Source organism: Rhizobium sp. Pop5 (genome assembly GCF_024721175.1).
Taxonomy (GTDB): domain Bacteria; phylum Pseudomonadota; class Alphaproteobacteria; order Rhizobiales; family Rhizobiaceae; genus Rhizobium.
This window is the reverse complement of the sequence record NZ_CP099399.1, coordinates 2,990,889-3,007,508: the sequence shown is the minus strand read 5'-3', so window position 1 is coordinate 3,007,508 and position 16,620 is coordinate 2,990,889. Positions and strand designations below refer to the sequence as shown.

Annotated in this window: 17 protein-coding genes; 10 read left to right on the top strand and 7 right to left on the bottom strand. The window is 58.9% G+C overall.

Translation table 11 applies throughout. The features are described 5' to 3' along the window. The first annotated feature begins 57 nt into the window (after positions 1 to 57). Together NE852_RS17110 and NE852_RS17105 are read left to right on the top strand one after the other, a co-directional pair. Entirely contained in the window at positions 58 to 315 is a 258-nt protein-coding gene (locus NE852_RS17110) for a hypothetical protein (protein WP_128623687.1), read from the top strand. A 262-nt stretch (positions 316 to 577) separates the two neighbouring features. Next, entirely contained in the window at positions 578 to 889 is a 312-nt protein-coding gene (locus NE852_RS17105; RefSeq protein WP_008535953.1) for a hypothetical protein, read from the top strand. 46 nt (positions 890 to 935) lie between these two features. Here the strand turns inward: NE852_RS17105 and NE852_RS17100 are convergent, their stop codons facing one another. Then, positions 936 to 1,952, bottom strand: coding sequence for an NAD-dependent epimerase (locus NE852_RS17100; RefSeq protein ID WP_008535951.1), 1,017 nt, complete (start codon positions 1,950 to 1,952; stop codon positions 936 to 938). A 261-nt stretch (positions 1,953 to 2,213) separates the two neighbouring features. On the opposite strand from NE852_RS17100, the gene NE852_RS17095 reads away from it, so the two are divergent. Further along, positions 2,214 to 3,170, top strand: coding sequence for an endonuclease/exonuclease/phosphatase family protein (locus tag NE852_RS17095; RefSeq protein ID WP_037175390.1), 957 nt, complete (start codon positions 2,214 to 2,216; stop codon positions 3,168 to 3,170). 52 nt (positions 3,171 to 3,222) lie between these two features. Here NE852_RS17095 and NE852_RS17090 read toward each other — a convergent pair whose 3' ends face one another. The 3 genes from NE852_RS17090 to NE852_RS17080 all read right to left on the bottom strand — a co-directional run bounded on the left by NE852_RS17090 (position 3,223) and on the right by NE852_RS17080 (position 6,542). Next, the gene (locus tag NE852_RS17090) at positions 3,223 to 3,528 is read right to left on the bottom strand and encodes a hypothetical protein (RefSeq protein ID WP_008535949.1); all 306 of its coding nucleotides are present in this window, start codon (positions 3,526 to 3,528) and stop codon (positions 3,223 to 3,225) included. 126 nt (positions 3,529 to 3,654) lie between these two features. Beyond that, positions 3,655 to 5,082 (bottom strand): mannose-1-phosphate guanylyltransferase/mannose-6-phosphate isomerase, encoded by a 1,428-nt coding sequence (locus tag NE852_RS17085; RefSeq protein WP_258155869.1) that lies wholly within the window; start codon positions 5,080 to 5,082, stop codon positions 3,655 to 3,657. Positions 5,083 to 5,117: 35 nt separating this feature from the next. Next, the gene (locus NE852_RS17080) at positions 5,118 to 6,542 is read right to left on the bottom strand and encodes a phosphomannomutase (RefSeq protein WP_258155868.1); all 1,425 of its coding nucleotides are present in this window, start codon (positions 6,540 to 6,542) and stop codon (positions 5,118 to 5,120) included. Positions 6,543 to 6,764: 222 nt separating this feature from the next. On the opposite strand from NE852_RS17080, the gene ung reads away from it, so the two are divergent. The 3 genes from ung to NE852_RS17065 all read left to right on the top strand — a co-directional run bounded on the left by ung (position 6,765) and on the right by NE852_RS17065 (position 9,154). Further along, positions 6,765 to 7,466 carry a uracil-DNA glycosylase gene (gene ung / locus NE852_RS17075; RefSeq protein ID WP_258155867.1) on the top strand — a complete coding sequence of 234 codons (702 nt, stop codon included), beginning with the start codon at positions 6,765 to 6,767 and terminating at the stop codon, positions 7,464 to 7,466. 133 nt (positions 7,467 to 7,599) lie between these two features. Continuing rightward, positions 7,600 to 8,532, top strand: a complete 933-nt coding sequence (locus NE852_RS17070; protein WP_008535922.1) for a VOC family protein — start codon at positions 7,600 to 7,602, stop codon at positions 8,530 to 8,532. A gap of 10 nt (positions 8,533 to 8,542) precedes the next feature. After that, positions 8,543 to 9,154, top strand: a complete 612-nt coding sequence (locus NE852_RS17065) for an alpha/beta hydrolase (protein WP_008535921.1) — start codon at positions 8,543 to 8,545, stop codon at positions 9,152 to 9,154. A gap of 111 nt (positions 9,155 to 9,265) precedes the next feature. Here NE852_RS17065 and NE852_RS17060 read toward each other — a convergent pair whose 3' ends face one another. Next, positions 9,266 to 9,445, bottom strand: coding sequence for a KTSC domain-containing protein (locus tag NE852_RS17060; protein ID WP_008535920.1), 180 nt, complete (start codon positions 9,443 to 9,445; stop codon positions 9,266 to 9,268). Between the two features lie 347 nt (positions 9,446 to 9,792). Between NE852_RS17060 and NE852_RS17055 the strand changes: the two genes are divergently transcribed. Then, entirely contained in the window at positions 9,793 to 10,065 is a 273-nt protein-coding gene (locus tag NE852_RS17055) for a hypothetical protein (protein WP_008535918.1), read from the top strand. A gap of 160 nt (positions 10,066 to 10,225) precedes the next feature. After that, positions 10,226 to 11,014, top strand: a complete 789-nt coding sequence (locus NE852_RS17050; protein WP_037175369.1) for a metallophosphoesterase — start codon at positions 10,226 to 10,228, stop codon at positions 11,012 to 11,014. A gap of 106 nt (positions 11,015 to 11,120) precedes the next feature. Here NE852_RS17050 and NE852_RS17045 read toward each other — a convergent pair whose 3' ends face one another. Both NE852_RS17045 and NE852_RS17040 read right to left on the bottom strand, forming a co-directional pair. After that, positions 11,121 to 12,449, bottom strand: coding sequence for a UDP-glucose/GDP-mannose dehydrogenase family protein (locus tag NE852_RS17045; protein WP_008535916.1), 1,329 nt, complete (start codon positions 12,447 to 12,449; stop codon positions 11,121 to 11,123). Positions 12,450 to 12,718: 269 nt separating this feature from the next. Then, entirely contained in the window at positions 12,719 to 13,318 is a 600-nt protein-coding gene (locus NE852_RS17040) for a transglutaminase-like cysteine peptidase (protein WP_008535914.1), read from the bottom strand. Between the two features lie 306 nt (positions 13,319 to 13,624). Here NE852_RS17040 and NE852_RS17035 point away from each other — a divergent pair, with 306 nt between their 5' ends. Continuing rightward, on the top strand, positions 13,625 to 15,034 hold the full coding sequence (locus NE852_RS17035; RefSeq protein WP_008535912.1) for an O-antigen ligase: 1,410 nt from the start codon (positions 13,625 to 13,627) through the stop codon (positions 15,032 to 15,034). A gap of 301 nt (positions 15,035 to 15,335) precedes the next feature. After that, entirely contained in the window at positions 15,336 to 16,547 is a 1,212-nt protein-coding gene (locus NE852_RS17030) for a polysaccharide biosynthesis/export family protein (RefSeq protein ID WP_037175367.1), read from the top strand. Positions 16,548 to 16,620 lie beyond the last annotated feature (73 nt).

Below are 16,620 nucleotides of genomic sequence, written 5' to 3'. Positions count from 1 at the left end.
TCGGGGTCGGCTGCTAGCAGGGAGCGAGGCACTGTCGCTAATTTTGACGACACCAATATGTCCGGCGGCAATCACCGTGCGGCGGAGGTTCTGCCATTTTTTCTAGTATTGCGGTCATTTTTTGACACAAAACTGCCTTGCTCTTTCCCTACCCCAAGGCTGATGCGAATCCAAATTTATATCATCGCGTTCCTGCTGAGCGCCATCATGTGGTCGATCTCCTTCGATGCGGCCCGGGAATCCTATCATGCCGCGCAAAGCGCGGGATTGATGCCGAACCTGCACATCAACAAGAAGCTGGATCGCATTCTTTAGAGTGCGATGGGGCATGCGTTGATCGACATTTCACCGGTGCCGCGGCGTCAACATCCGAGGCTGATGGTTCGTTTCGCTCGCGTGAACGGAGATCCGGGACAGAAAGTCAAATTTCGTAAAATTTGAACGATCGGCTTAAAAGCCCTGCAAATACTGATGTGTAGAGTGTTCTCATGAAAGCGGCCGAAGCGTGGACAGACGCCTCGATCGCTTGGAGCCGGGCGAAGCGAAGCCCGCAGATCCAGGAAATGGGGACTTCGACATGCAGAAAAATCTTGCCGCCATCGCCTTGAGCCTGACCATCACCGCGACCGCCGGTCCGGCCTTCGCGATCGGGCCTGCCAGCCTTGCGCGGGACCTGATGTACACCTCCGCCATCGGCCATTCGCCCGAGGTCCCCTTGACGACGCATGCCGGTTTCGTCCGGCCGAGCGTTCCCTTCGTGCTGCGCAGCCCGGCTGCGGTCGAAGGTGAGGGCGAGATCAATGCCTATTCGAAGGGCCTGACGGTTGCCATCGACTACCTGGTTTCGAAGGCGGTCGGAGCAGTCCAGTCGGTCACGTTTCTCCGCTAAAACGTATCGCGATCATAAAACCGCTGCGCAGTTTGCTTGAGATGCTTCAGGCATCCAGTTCGCCGCGCACGTCGAGATACCACTCGACGAAGGCCCTGACGCCGATATCCAATGTCGTATCAGGCTTGTATCCGGTCAGCGCGACGAGCAGATCGGGAGCTGCGAAAGTGCGCGGCACATCGCCCTTCTGCATCGCCAGCATCTTGCGGATGGCGGGACGGCCGAGCGCCTTTTCCACCGTTTCGACGAAATCCATCAGGCTGACCGGCTGGCCGCCGCCAATATTGACGATGCGGTAGGGCGCCTGGCGCGACAGCGTTTCGACAGCCGCGTTATGGAGGCGATTTTCCTCACCCGGGGCAATGGCCGACAATCGGACGATCGCTTCGACGAGATCGTCGATATAGGTGAAATCACGGCTCATATTGCCTTCGCCGTAAATCTCGATCGGCTGACCTTCGAGCATGTTCTTGGTGAATTTGAACAGCGCCATGTCGGGCCGGCCCCACGGACCGTAAACCGTGAAGAAGCGGAAGGCCGTGGTCGGGATCTTGTGAAGATGGGAATAGCTGTGCGCCATCAGTTCCATCGACTTCTTGGTCGCGGCGTAGATGGTCAGCGGCTCGTCGGCGCGGTCGGTCTCGTGGAAGGGGACGGTTTCATTGGCGCCGTAGATCGACGAGGTCGAGGCGAGCATCAGGTGGCGGATTTCGACGCGTCGCGCGATTTCCATGATGTTCCACGAGCCTTCGACATTCGAATGAATGTAGGCCTCGGGATTTTCCAGGCTGTAACGAACGCCGGCCTGTGCGGCGAGATGGATCAGGATGTCGGGTTTGGCCGCGGAGACTGCCGCCTCCAGCGCCGGCCGGTCCTCCAGCATGGCGATGACAGGTCGGAAAGCCGGAAACTGGGCGAGTGCGGCGTGGCGCATTTCCTTGAGCTTGACGTTGTAATAGGGAGTGAGGCCGTCAAAGCCCGTCACCTCATGCCCTTCCTGCAGCAGGCGCCTGGCCAGATGAAAACCGATGAAGCCGGCAGTGCCTGTAATGAAGTAGCGCATTCCCACCTTTTTCTCGGCTCCCTGCCGACGGCAAAAAGCCGATTCCGTATAAAGTGGCCCTCACTTACAGGATAAAAAGAGGGCGAGTCGATAGGCCTTTGAAAGAGAAGGCCCGCAGCGGAAGGGCTGGCGCCATCGGCCCGTCCGGCGCCGCTCTTGCGGATGACGGCAAGGTCCTCGCCTGCGGACATTATGCTGCATTGCACCATTGCGGTCCGCGTGATATGGCCGGCCGGTCGTCTGCAAGCGGAACCGGGATCGATGAGAAACATAATTTATTGGATTCTCTCGGCCTTTCTGACCCTTGCCATGACGATCGTGTCGCTGCGCTATGTCACGAACTTCTGGCTGCTCTCCTTCGTCTATAGCTTCCAGATTCATCTTGGCGTCGTGTTCGTCGTCGCGAGCCTCGTCGTTCTCGCCGTCAGAAGACATGTCTACGGCTTTATCCTGCTGCTTGCCTCGATTTTTCTCGTTGCTCACGGGGGAATCATGCTGCGCGAGTTTTCGCAAGGCGATAGCGTTGCGGACGCGCCGCCGATTTTCCGCCTGATGTCGTTCAACATCGCGATCGACAACTGGAAAAACTCGACCGCAATCACCGACATGGTGATCGCTTCGAATGCCGATGTCGTCAATCTGCTCGAAGCCAAGCCGCTGACGTTCCATCTGCAGGAATTGTTCAAGATCTATCCCTACCATATCGGCTGCGACCACGGCAAAGACAGCTGCGATACGCTGGTACTGTCCAAACGCCCGTTCGTGACCCAGCAGGTCGCCAGCATCGGCAGCCTGCGGAAAGACAGGCTGGTCATAGCAAGCGTCGATTTCGGGGGGCAAATCGTCAATCTGGTGTCGGCGCACCTGACCAAACCCTATTACGACGATTACCAGGTGGGCGAATTGGAAGATCTCGGCAAGGCGCTTCGCCCGGTCTCCGGTCCTCTCGTGCTGGCGGGGGATTTCAATTCGTCAGCGATTGCCCCGGGCATTCAGGGCTTTCTGCGCGAACAGAAAATGAGCACGATCGCGCCCGAACCGGCAACATGGCCGAGCGGCGCAGGCGCGCTCGGGATCGCCATCGACCACATATTTGCGCGCGCGCCGCTGCGCCTGACATCGCTGAAGCGCCTCGAAGACAGCCTCGGCTCGAACCATTCCGGCCTGATCGCTGAATTCGTGCTCGATGGCGGCGGGAAAACTTCATCGGCGAACTGACCTTTCCCGAGCAGCAGTCAGCTTCGGGGCGAGGTCAAATCCGCATGGGCGATCAGAATTTCGTCCGGCCGCCTTTCTTGTCAATCATCTGAAAGTTCTTGCCGTCGGTTTTCACGCTGACACAGTCGGTCGACTTGTTGGGAAACAGCACGCAGACCTGACCATTGTTGATCTTATAGCCGTTCTTGTTGCCCTCGCGATATTCGTAGCCGTTCTTGCCCTCTTTCAGCTCGGCCGTGCCCGGCAGGTGGCTACGAATTTCCGACTCGCTTGCAGCGCGCATGCTCGGGTTTCCGGCAAAGGCCATTGCCGGCAGCATGATCGAAAGAAAGCCGGCGAGGGCGGGCAGGGTACGCATCAGGGAACATCTCCTGTCAGGTCTGTCGGCATGTTCATTCTATGAGAATCCCGAGAGGGAATTCAACAGGGGCGGTGACCATGCCGGAGGGGCGGGCCATTCGGCCCACCGTTTCGGCTTTCTGTCTCAGGTTCTTCCGAATTCGTCGACGATGCGGATGATGTCATCCTCGCCGAGATAGGAGCCCGTCTGCACCTCGATGAGCTCGAGGAGAATCTTGCCGGGATTGGCGAGGCGGTGAACTTCGCCGAGCGGGATATAGACGCTTTCGTTCTCACGCAGCATCTTCACGCTCTCGCCGACCGTCACCTCGGCCGTTCCCTTGACGACGATCCAGTGTTCCGAGCGATGGTGGTGTTTCTGCAGCGAAAGCTTCTTGCCCGGCGTGACGAAGATGCGCTTTACCTGGAAGCGGTCGCCGTTGAGGATCGAGGTGTAGCCGCCCCAGGGGCGGTAGGATGTCGGGTGGGTTTCGGCGAATTTCGCTGTGGCGGAAGACGAGGCCAGCATCTTGACCAATTGTCCGACGTTCTGGCTGTCCTTGAGCGGTCCGACATAGACGGCGTCCTCGCTGGCGATGACGGCGACATCGTCCATGCCCTGGACGGCCAGATGCACCCCATGGGTCATGACGAGCGAATTGCGGGTATTGACGACGGTCGTATTGGCGGCCGCGACATTGCCGTTGTCGTCGCGTTTGCCCGATTTCCAGACGGCGTCCCAGCTGCCCATATCCGACCACCGGAATGGCGATGGGACAACGGCGGCTTTGGAAGTCTTCTCCATGATCGCATAGTCGATGGAGATGTCGGGGCACTTGGCGAAATGGTCGGCGTCGAGGCGGGTAAAGTCGAGGTCGCGGGTTGCCTTGGAAACGGCCTTGCTTGCCGCCTTCAGCACGTCGGGCGCATATTCCTGAAGTTCAGCAGTCAGCTCTCCCACCGGGAACATGAAGATGCCGGAATTCCAGTAGAAGCCGCCGTCGGCGAGCATCTGCTCGGCTTTCTCAAGGGCCGGCTTTTCCACGAAGCGGCTGACCTTGTGGGCACCGTTTTTGAGCGCCTCGCCGATCTCGATATAACCATAACCGGTCGCCGGCTCGGTGGGATTGATGCCGAAAGTGACGAGCTTGCCGTCTGCCGCGGCATCGCGGGCGATGCGGATGCAATCGAAATAGCTCTTGTCGGCGAGGATCTCGTGATCCGAAGCGAGCATCTGGATGATCGTGTCCTTGCCGAAAAGCTCGGCGGCGAGTGTGGCTGCCGCGGCCACCGCAGCGGCGGTGTTACGAGCCACCGGCTCGAGCAGCACGGCGGCGAGCGGAATGCCAAGCTCGCGGGCCTGTTCGGCGACGAGGAAGCGGAAATCCTCATTGGTGACGACGATCGGCGCTTCATAAAGCGCCGGATCGGAAACGCGGTCGAGCGTTTCCTGAAACAGCGTCTTGGCGCCGACGAACTGGATGAATTGCTTCGGCGCGGTGGCACGGGAAAGCGGCCAGAGCCGCGTGCCTTTGCCGCCGGCCATGATCACGGGAACGATTTTCTGCGTCATAGGCGGTTTCCTCGAATTACGTGTTCGTCGCATGTTTACCGGGCGCTTGCCCACTCTTTTATTCGGTTGAGCCCTGCCTTCAGCAGGTCCAGCGCTGCGGTTTCGCTCTTGGACTCCACATAGCAGCGCATCTCAGGCGCATTGCCGGACGGGCGGAAATGGATGATCCCCCCGTCGCTCAGCGTCACCCGAAGGCCGTCAATGTCGGATTTTGCCGCCACATCGCCGATCGGCCGCAGGAAGGCGGAAAGATTTTCATCCGAGGCGCGCAGATGCGCCATCAGCGCCGCGCTCGTTTCGACGGGAAAATTCTCCAGACGGTCGGCCGCGGCAAAGGGCAGGCGATAGGAGGCGGCAATGGCGGAGAGCGGCTCTCTGCGAATGGCGGCGAGCGACAGGATCGCGAGCATCGGGACAAAGCAATCGCGTGTCGGCAAGGCGCGTACGTTGCGGCCGTTGATATCGAAAGGCGTTCCCGTCAGCAGGCCGCCATTGGCTTCGAAACCCATGACATGATCCCCGCCTGCGGCCACAGCCTCCTCCATGCCTGAAATGACGAAGGGCGAACCGACGCGTGTGCGCCTGACGGCGAAGGAACCGGCGGCTTCGATGCCCGAGTTGGAAGTGACGGGCGTGACTACGGTGCCGGCGCCGAGGAAATTGGCTGCGACGAGGCCGAGAAGATCGCCGCGCAGCGGCGCGCCGGTTTCGTCGGCGACCAGCGGGCGGTCGCCGTCGCCGTCGGTCGAGACGATCGCATCGAATCTGTGATCGGCAACCCAGCGCTTCATCAGCGCGATCGTCTCGTCGGAAACGGCTTCGGTATCGACGGGAATGAAGCTCTCCGAACGGCCGAGAGCGGTGACCTCGGCGCCGTAATGGGCGAGAACGTCGACCAGGAGATCGCGGGCGACGGTGCTGTGCTGGTAGACACCGATCTTCAGGCCGGAGAGCGCACCTTGCGGCAGCAGGGCCGCATTGCGCTCGAAAAACAGCTGCCGGCAGATCGCCTCACGCTCCTCCGTCGCAGCAGGGTCATGGACCACCGCTTCGCCGCTTTTCTCGATCTCGCCCGCCAAAGCGGTGATGGCGGCCTCATCGGATTTGTCGATTTCGCCGTCGGGGCGATAGAACTTGATGCCGTTGCGGTCCGCCGGGATGTGCGAGCCTGTGATCATCAGGCAGGCGGCATTGCTTTCGAGACCATAAAGGGCAAGGGCGGGTGTCGGCACGTTGCCGCAGTCGAATATCCGGAAGCCAAGCGCTGCCAGGGCACCGGCGCAATTGCCCGAGATTTCAGGGCTCGAATCGCGAAAATCGCGGCCGATCAGAATGACGTCGCCGGTCTGGGCCTTGCCGGTCTGCAGCAGGTATTTACCGAACGCGGTCGCGTAGAGGGCGGAGGCGCGTCCCTTGAGATCGACTGAAAGTCCGCGAAGGCCGCTCGTGCCGAATTTCATATGAAGACATGGCTCCGATTACACGATCTAGTTTCTACTCAGGCCGTCTGCCGGCGTAAATACCGAAGGTCACATATAGTTAAACACGGACGACTGACTTTGGCGATCTTCCCCACTGAATTCAGAGGCATAGACCCTTGCCCGGCTGACAGGCATTGCGGCGCCGGGCTATTTTGCTAGAAGCATGTGTCCGTTGTTTCGTCATATGCTGAGGGTTTGCCGATGAGCGATACGTCCGTCAGTCTTGAGGAGAGCTGGAAGGTTGCGCTGGAGGGGGAGTTTTCAAGCCCCTACATGCAGCAGCTCAAATCCTTCCTGGTCGCACAGAAGCAGGTCGGCAAACGGATATTCCCCAAGGGAAGCGAATATTTCCGCGCCCTCGATCTGACGCCGGTCACACAGGTCAAGGCGGTCATCCTCGGCCAGGACCCTTATCACGGCCTCGGGCAAGCCCATGGGCTGTGCTTCAGCGTCCGGCCGGGCGTGCGCATACCGCCCTCGCTCGTCAATATCTATAAGGAGATGGAGACGGATCTCGGCATTGCGCCGGCGCGGCACGGTTTTCTCGAGCATTGGGCAAGGCAGGGCGTGCTCCTGCTGAACAGCGTGCTGACCGTGGAGGAAGGGCAGGCGGCCGCCCACCAGGGGAAGGGCTGGGAACGCTTCACCGATGCCGTCATCCGCAAGGTCAATGACGAATGCGAGTCCGTCGTCTTCATGCTCTGGGGCTCCTATGCCCAGCGAAAGGCTGCTTTCGTCGATACGGCGCGGCATCTGGTCCTCAAGGCGCCGCATCCTTCGCCGCTTTCGGCCCATAACGGCTTTTTCGGCTGCAAGCATTTTTCCAAGGCGAATGCTTTCCTGCAGTCGCGCGGGCGCGAACCGATCGACTGGCAGCTGCCGACCGATCCGCATAGTGGTTGAGTGAACGGTTACCGGTCGTCGTTCACTAAAAGGAAACAATGCGTTTTGCTCTGCGGCTCTTTCCGCAGGGCCCGATAGCGAGCATTTATGATCCATCGAAAGCCCGCAGAGGCGGGCCAGAAAGGGGTCTCACATGCTCGGTCAGATCAAGGGTCTACACCACGTCACGTCGATGGCGGAGGATGCCCGCACCAACAATCAATTCTTCACCCATGCGCTCGGCCTGCGCCGCGTCAAGAAGACGGTCAATTTCGACGCGCCTGATGTTTATCACCTCTATTATGGCGACGAGACCGGCGCACCCGGCACGATTATGACCTATTTCCCGTTCCCGAAGATGGCGCAGGGCCGTCCCGGCACCGGCGAAGTCGGCACGACGGTGTTTTCCGTTCCGCAAGGCTCGCTCGGTTTCTGGAGCGACCGCTTCGCCACGCTCGGTGTCGGCGGTCTGAAGGCTGAGGAAAGCTTCGGCGAGAAGCGTCTGAACTTCTCCGGTCCGGATGGCGACGGTTTTGCGCTCGTCGAGGTCAAGGATGACGCCCGCCTGCCCTGGACGCATGGCGGCATCAGCGAGGATCATGCCATTCGCGGTTTCCACTCAGTCGCCATGCGGCTGAGAGACGAGGGCGGCACGGCCGAACTCCTGAAGTTCATGGGTTACGAGGTCGCGGAGGAAAGGGATGGCGTCAAGCGCCTGATCAAGCCTGACGGCAACGGCGCCCATTTCATCGATCTCGAGACCATGCCGAACATCGCCCGCGCTCTTCCCGGCGCCGGCTCCGTTCACCATGTCGCCTTCGCCGTCGAAAACCGCGAAAAGCAGCTCGAGGTGCGCAAGGCACTGATGGACACGGGTTATCAGGTCACGCCGGTGATCGACCGCGATTATTTCTGGGCGATCTATTTCCGCACGCCCGGCGGCGTGCTGTTCGAGGTCGCGACCAACGAGCCCGGCTTCGACCGCGACGAGGATACGGCTCATCTCGGCGAAGCCCTGAAGCTGCCGCCGCAGCACGCTCATCTTCGCTCCCTGCTGGAGCAGCATCTGCAGCCGCTGGAAGGCTAAGGAGACCGACATGATCGAAACAGGATATGTGCACCGGCTGCATGCCGGTGCACCCGGCAAACCGCTCCTTCTGATGCTGCATGGCACCGGCGGCGATGAAAACCAGTTCTTTGACTTCGGCCGAGGCCTGCTGCCCGAAGGGACGGTCCTCTCACCACGCGGCGACGTTTCCGAATTTGGCGCCGCGCGCTTCTTCCGCCGCACCGGGGAAGGGGTCTATGACATGGCCGACCTCTCACGCGCGACGGAGAAGATGGCGGCCTATGTCAAGGCGGTCGCCGAGGAATGCCAGGCTTCCAATATTCTGGGGCTCGGCTTTTCGAATGGCGCCAACATCCTCGCTAACGTGCTGATCGAAAAAGGCATCTTCGACGCTGCGGTCCTGATGCATCCGCTCATTCCGTTCGAACCCGAAACCCGGTCGGGGCTTGCCGGACGCAGAGTGCTGATAACGGCCGGGCAGCGGGACCCGATCGCGCCCGTTCCGCTGACCGAGGCGCTGTCGGAGCATCTGAAAAACCGCGGGGCGGAAGTCAGGATGGTCTGGCACCCCGGCGGCCACAACATTGCGCCGCTCGAGATCGATGCGGTTCGCGATTTTTTTGGTGATTACGGAAGCTGATTTGCGGGACCGGCGAATGCCGGTCCCGCATCCTTGCTGAAATCATGCTCCTGTCGCATCAGTCGGCAGGATATGATCGCAAAACCGCTTCGCAGTTTTGCGCGATATGCCTTAGGGGCGGGGAGGATATTTGCCCCTGATTGCCTTCATGTAAAAAATCCCCGGGGATTCAGCCATCGTCAAGCCGACGACAATCCCCTTGGGAACGCCTTCATATTCTCGTCTCTGACCGTTCGTCAGGTAGACCCGTAGATGCCGGCTGTCTTCGTCGTAGGCAATGGCCTCGATCATTTTCGAATCAACCGCAGTTTCCACTTTGCACCCCGCAATTTTGGATCTGAGATTTCCACTTGCGAACGTCGTTCACGATCGCAACGCACCATCATTATTCGGGGCCGCAGGAGCGTCAAGCATCATATGCTTAAACGTTCATTTTTTTGTAATCGCTATCGCTATAGTTGATTTATACAGCTTTTTGGGAAGTTCAATCTGTGGAAATCCGACATAGGCGGGTTTCTCAATAGTAGCCGACGCGGCGGTGGTTCAATCGAATTACGCGATATGCCGTCGGTTTAACGCCGGATTAACCGTCCTATATCAAAATATAGCGTCCTATTAACCGCGGCACCCTTGCAAGTATGAATGAATACAAATTGCCGGTTCTCGCGGCATTAACTCTACTGCCGCCACTGAATTGTCTGAGCGAATCCGTCGCCCGGAGAATCGGTCTCGCTCCAGAAATCCGCGAAGACGAGGTTTCGAACAACCACAACGGAGAATCGCGCGGGGCAGAGCGGACCAATCGGCACGCCATGACCGGCTTCGGCATTCAGCAGGCGCTCGAACGAATCAGAGCGGCTTCCTCCAATGTCATCGCCGCGACGAGCCAGGCGAGCCGACTCTCGGGATGACGAAGGATCAAGCCGGCCTGAACATGGCAATCGGTTCCGGTTATAATGTCGATGGAGCTGCGATCCGGTCAACTTCTGGTGAAGGCAGGACCTTCTGCCTTTTCAGCGACAAACAAGAGACGGATCGTACCGGCAACCGGCATTTCGCCGGGTCTCATAAATGGATTACATGTTTAACTATCTAGGGCCATTACGACAACAATTACCACTGGTCGGCAATCGCAGCAGGCGCGCGCGGCTGACATTTGCCGAGGGCGACTTCGCTGCGGTTTACGCGATGAGCGATATTCACGGATGTTACAGCGAACTCGTCGAGGCGCATCGCCGCATCGAGGAGGACGGCGCGCGCATCCCGGGGCCTAAACTTATCCTTCTGCTCGGCGACTATGTCGATCGCGGGCCGGATTCGAGCGCTGTGCTGGAGTTCCTGTGCAAGGCGCCTCCGCCGGGATTCCAGCGTTTCGCCCTTTGCGGCAACCACGATGCGGAGCTGGTGAAACTCTATCGCAAGCCAGTGCGCATTCTCGAATGGCTCGGTTTTGCCGGACCGGAGACGCTGAACTCCTACGGCGTCGATATCGAGCATCTGCTGCAGTCGGCGGCTGGAAATGAATCAATCGCCCGTGTCATTCGCAACATGATCCCCGAGCGGCATATCCAATTTCTGGAATCACTGCCGATCATGCTGCGGATGGGAAGGGTCGTCTTTGTCCATGCGGGCGTCAGGCCGGGAATCGATCTCAACAAACAGAAAGACAGCGATCTGATGTGGATCCGCCAGCCCTTTCTGGACGAGGGACCGCAGCTTCCTGTCCTGGTGATTCACGGGCATACCCCGGCTCGTGTCCCGACATTTGGTCCGCAACGAATCGGTATCGACACTGCGGTTTCGGCAACGGGCCGTCTGACGGTGTTGACGATCAAGGGGACGCGAGTCGGGATACTTTAAAGCGCGTCGTGCAACGACATACATTGGCTTGAAGGATGCCCAAAATGAAAACGCCGCGGGATTTATCTCCGCGGCGTCTGAGCGATCATCGGATCACAAGTCCATCTCAGGCGTTGGTGACGTCCTGGTAGAAGTTGGTGCCGATGCCGGTATAGGCAAAGCCATGTTTGCGCATTTCGTCGCTGCGGTAGATGTTGCGCAGGTCGACCAGGACCGGAGCGCGCATCGACTGCTTCAGGCGATTGAAATCGAGCGCGCGGAACTGATTCCATTCGGTGACGATAACAAGTGCGTCTGCGTCAGCGGCAGCTTCATAAGGGCCGTTCGCATATCCGATGTTCTCGATCACCTTACGGGCGTTGTCCATGCCTTCAGGATCGTAGCCGACGACCTGGGCGCCGGCATCCTGCAGCGTCTGGATGATGGCGATCGCCGGGCTGTCGCGCATGTCGTCGGTGTTCGGCTTGAAGGTCAGTCCGAGAATGGCGATCTTCTTGCCGCGAATGTCACCGCCGACGGCCGAAATGACCTTGCGACCCATTGCCCGCTTGCGGTTGTCGTTGATCGAGATCGTTGTCTCGATGAGGCGGACCGGCGCGTCGAAATCCTGCGCTGTTTTGGCCAGGGCAAGCGTATCCTTGGGGAAGCAGGAGCCGCCGTAACCGGGACCGGCATGCAGGAACTTCGAGCCGATACGGCCGTCGAGACCGATGCCGCGCGAAACGTCCTGGACATTGGCGTCAACCCGCTCGCAGAGATCGGCGATCTCGTTGATGAAGGTGATCTTCATCGCGAGGAAAGCGTTGGCCGCATATTTGATCAGTTCGGAGGTGCGGCGAGTGGTGAAGACCAGGGGAGCCTGGTTGAGGTAAAGCGGGCGATAGACCTCGGTCATGGTTTCGCGCGCCCGGTCGTCGTTCAGGCCGACGACGATACGGTCGGGGCGCTTGAAATCCTCGATCGCGGCGCCTTCGCGCAGGAATTCGGGATTGGAGACCACGGCGACATCTGCCGAAGGATTGGTTTCGCGGATGATGCGCTCGACCTCGTCGCCAGTGCCGACCGGCACGGTCGACTTGGTGACAACTACGGTGAAACCTTCCACATAGGTGGCGATCTCACGGGCAGCCGCGTATACGTAGGACAGATCCGCATGGCCGTCGCCGCGCCGGGACGGCGTGCCGACTGCGATGAAGACGACGTCGGCGCCACGCACGCTTTCGCCGACATCCGTCGAGAAGGACAGCCGGCCGGTGCTGGTGTTTTCGGCGACCAGCTGATCGAGACCCGGCTCATAGATCGGAATGCGACCTTCGCGAAGGGCTTCGATCTTGCTCAGGTCCTTGTCGACGCAGATGACGTCGTGGCCGAAATCCGCGAAGCAAACGCCTGAAACGAGGCCGACATAGCCTGATCCAATCATCGTGATGCGCATAATTCCCTCAAATCATTAGAGTAGAACGTCATGCTGCGTCGCAGCATGGCGTCCGTCATACTGGTTCTGGGCGAAAAGACAATATCGAAGATCGCTTGATACCCATATCGGAAATCGAACTTCGGGCGCCGCAATTCGCTGCCGGCTATCCCGCTCGACAGCAAAGTCATAGGTTTATGTGCGCGATATGACAAGTCGAGCCGTTCGTCAGAACCGGCTCGACTTCCATGTCAAAAAGAGGTGGATGGGTTGGTCGGCCGCGACAGCCGCTACAGCCGGTACCAGACATAGGGGTCGGTTCCCGACTGAATCTTGTCCCAGCGCAGATCGGTGTCCCGCCAGTTCTTGATGCTGCTTTTCCGGTTGTCGAGCACGAGGTCGCCCTTGTCGGTCCTGACCACCAGGACCGCATGCCCTTCACCTGATGGCGTATAGGCCGTGGCGATCCGCAGGGCGCGCGACGACCAGCCCATCGCGATCAGCCGACTGCGCTTGGTGAGCGCGAAATCTTCGCAATCGCCGCTGCGGACATTCACCTTCCAGACGTCGCCGTTGAGTTCGGTGCTCGGATCGTTCCGGCCGATCATCGTACGGTTCACCGTGGAATTCACATCCGTCAGTTGCTGCATTTGCTTGTCATCAAGCGTGACGACGGAGAGCCCATTATTGTCGCGGCATTCGGCCGGGTTCTGCGCACAGAACAGTACTTGGGCGAAGGGCGGGATGATCTTTTCTTTTTCAGAGATATAGCTGACCGTCGGACTGCTGGTGAGGCCGCGGGCCAAACCTGCGGGGCCGGCGGCAAATGCCGAGCATGCATTGCCTGCCGTAAAAGCCAATGCCAGAAGTGTAACGAATGTTTTCTTCATCTCTTAAATCCCCGTCAGGACAACCGATTGAGATCAGGCTTGCCTTTTGTCTCAGTCAATGGCATGGCGATTTAGTGATCTGCCAAGTATTGGCCGCAGAACGTCTGTCCCGTTTCTGCTGCTTGAAGGAGCATAGCCGGGGCTTGTCTCGATTGGCTTAAACCTTTCGCGACAATTTTAAATGATGTGGAATTCTGTTACACTTTAGCACGCAAGCGCTTGATATGCAATTTATGTTAGTACGTGCATATTAACCGCGCTGGTTGTGTTGCTTTGATTGTCGCCTGCTCTGGTAAACGAAATCAAATGTTATCCAACCTCATCAACAGGCGCCTCTTGCGAGAGCTTCTTCTCTTCGCCTTCATCGCTCTCGTTATACTGACGCTCGTGCCGTTCGGAAGCGTTACACCCATTCCCTTCGCCTTCGCGGCAATCGGAATGTTTGCTCTTGCCATCATTTCAGGACTGCTGTTCGGAGAGCCGAAACAGAGCAGATGGGTGTTCAGCATAGCATTGTTTCTGCTGGTGGTGCTGGCGGGCTGGACGTACATCCAAACGATCGAACTGCCTTCCCGGTGGCTGGCGAATCCCGCCTGGAGTGCCGCGCGTGACCTGGCTGGGGTCCAGTACGCGGCGATCTCTGTAGAGCCGGGCGACACGCTCGCCTCGATCCTCTCAATCGCTCTGCCCTTCGTCACGTTCCTGACCGGGCTTCTCCTATGCGATACGGATCAGCGCGCGAGAAAGGTGCTCACCGGCCTCGGGCTTTCGGCGGGTGCGATCGCCGCCTTCGGGCTGCTGCAGTTTTCGATGTTTCCCAATATTCTGATCGTCATCGAAAAAAGCGCCTATCTCGACAGCCTGACGGCCGTCTTCGTGAACCGTAATACGGCCGCAACCTTCCTCGGGCTCGGAACCCTGCTGATGCTGACGCTCGTCAGGGACATTGCCCGCTCCTTTTCAAAATACCCGCCCGGTCAAGAGGGGCGAAACGTGCTTCTCTTGAAAGCGTGGATCTACATGCTGCTTCTGTGCGTCTGCTTCACCGCGCTGATGCTCACCCGCTCGCGTGCCGGAATATTTTCGACCTTTGTTGCCGCTCTCCTCTATTTTCCATGGCTTGTCCTCAATTGGAGCAGCTCCAGGAGAGGGTACAAACCGGCGCCGAAATGGCGTTCGATGGTGAAGCTGCTCTCGGCAGCCGGTTTCGTCGTGCTGCTGCTGGCGATGTTTGCGGGCCAGGCGATCTTGCGGGCGCAAGAGCGGCCGCTCGAGGATGATGATCGGTTCTGCATTCTGCCGGGCATATGGCGTGCCATTTCGGATCATTGGCTGACGGGAACGGGCCTCGGCACTTTCCGGACCGTATTCTCCGCCTATCGCGATCCGGCCTGCGGGATTTTCGGGATCTTCGACCGCGCGCATAATTTCTATCTCGAAGGATTTCTTGGCCTGGGGATAATGTTCCCGGTCGCGGTGCTTCTAGCTTTCGCGGTGCTTGCCAAGGTGTTTTGGCGCGGGCTCGCCGACCGACGGCGCCTGAGACACTATGTCCTACTCGGCATAGCGGCGACGGTTCTGGTCGCCCTTCACGCGGCGGTCGATTTCTCGCTGCAAATCCCCGGTTTCGCAGTGTTTTTCGCCGCCTTTCTCAGCGCCGTCGTTTCGATCAGCCTCGGCCGCAGCCAGAACGAAACGGATCGGCAATATGCGTAGTCCCTAAGCAATAATTGGCTTAAATGAATGGGTTTTATGAAGATTTTTCGAAAATGCCCTTGTCCCGGCGCCGCGGGTTGACTCTCAAACCTAAGAAATTTTATAGCGGATGCGGCCTTTAGATTATTGCCGGCACCAGAGTGTCGAGCTGGGGCCGTTTCGTTTGCTGAAGGGGTCGGCGTTGCTGACCTGCCACAGTTAGAGAATGTTAAACGGCTTTTAGCGATTATGATCGGGGATTGTCTTGTATTTTGTCAGATTGCGGGGCAGTAGCTCAAAGTGCGTCAACACGGGTTATTCTATGGGTTGTTTTCCTGTCGGTAGTACACGCGTCGCCATTGTTGTAGCGCTAACGACTATATTGGCAAGCTGCACGTCCTTGCCAAGATCCGGTCCTGATCACAAAGATGTTGATCGAGATGCCACGGTAAAAGTGACGACAAAGGAGCGGCGCGTCGGCATCGATTACGCCCTCGTCGATCTCAGCAAAAACGTTCTGCCGTACTTTACCACTGCCCAGCCAACCTCCTTCAAGGGTTTCGGCGGCGGCAAAGGCGGAGCGCCCGAAATTCCGCTCGGTTACGGCGACGTCGTTCAGGTTGCCATCTTCGAAGCGCAGTCCGGCGGTCTCTTCATTCCGTCGGATGCCGGCAGCCGACCGGGCAATTACATTTCGCTGCCGAGCCAGACCATCGATAGAAATGGCACGATCACCATCCCCTATGCGGGACGGGTTCCGGCCGCTGGTCGTCTCAAGGAGACCGTGGAGCAGGACGTCGAAGACCGGCTGGCAAGCCGTGCGATCGAGCCGCAGGTGGTCATTACGACGACGACAAGCCGCTCCAGTCAGGTTGCCGTGCTTGGCGATGTCAACAATCCGCAGCGCGTCGAGATCAGCCCGGCCGGCGAGCGCGTTCTTGACGTCATCTCCGCCGCCGGTGGTTTGACGACCAACAATATCGAAACGAATGTGACGCTGCAGCGCCGCGGCAAGACCGCAACGGTCGCCTACAATACGCTGCTGAAAAACCCGGCCGAAAACATCTATGTCGCGCCTGATGATACGATCTCGGTCGATCATGAGCGCCGCACCTACCTCGCGCTCGGCGCCGCAGGCGTCAGTGGGCGCTTCGATTTCGAGGAGTCCGACCTGACCCTCGGGGAGGCAATCGCCAAGGCGGGCGGGCTGCGTGACGATCGCGCAGATCCGGCTCAGGTCCTGCTCTATCGCCTTGCGCCTAAGAAGACGCTTGCCGCGATGCATGTGGATACGTCGAGATTTGCCGGCGAGTCGGTTCCGATGATCATCCGCGCCAATCTTCGTGATCCGGCAACCCTGTTTGCCGTTCAGCAATTCAAGATGGAAGACAAGGATATTATCTATATTTCCAATTCGGACTCTGTCGAATTGGTCAAGTTCCTTGACATCGTGAACTCCGTATCGTCCACTATTTCCGGTGTTGCGGACGATACCAAGGATACGCGCAACGCTGTACGGTCTCTTGGAAATTGATTGAGATAGACGGGCCGGTGCCGGTTGCAAGCAATCGGAGCCGGCCGTCTAGCCGCGGATTTCATGAAGGAAA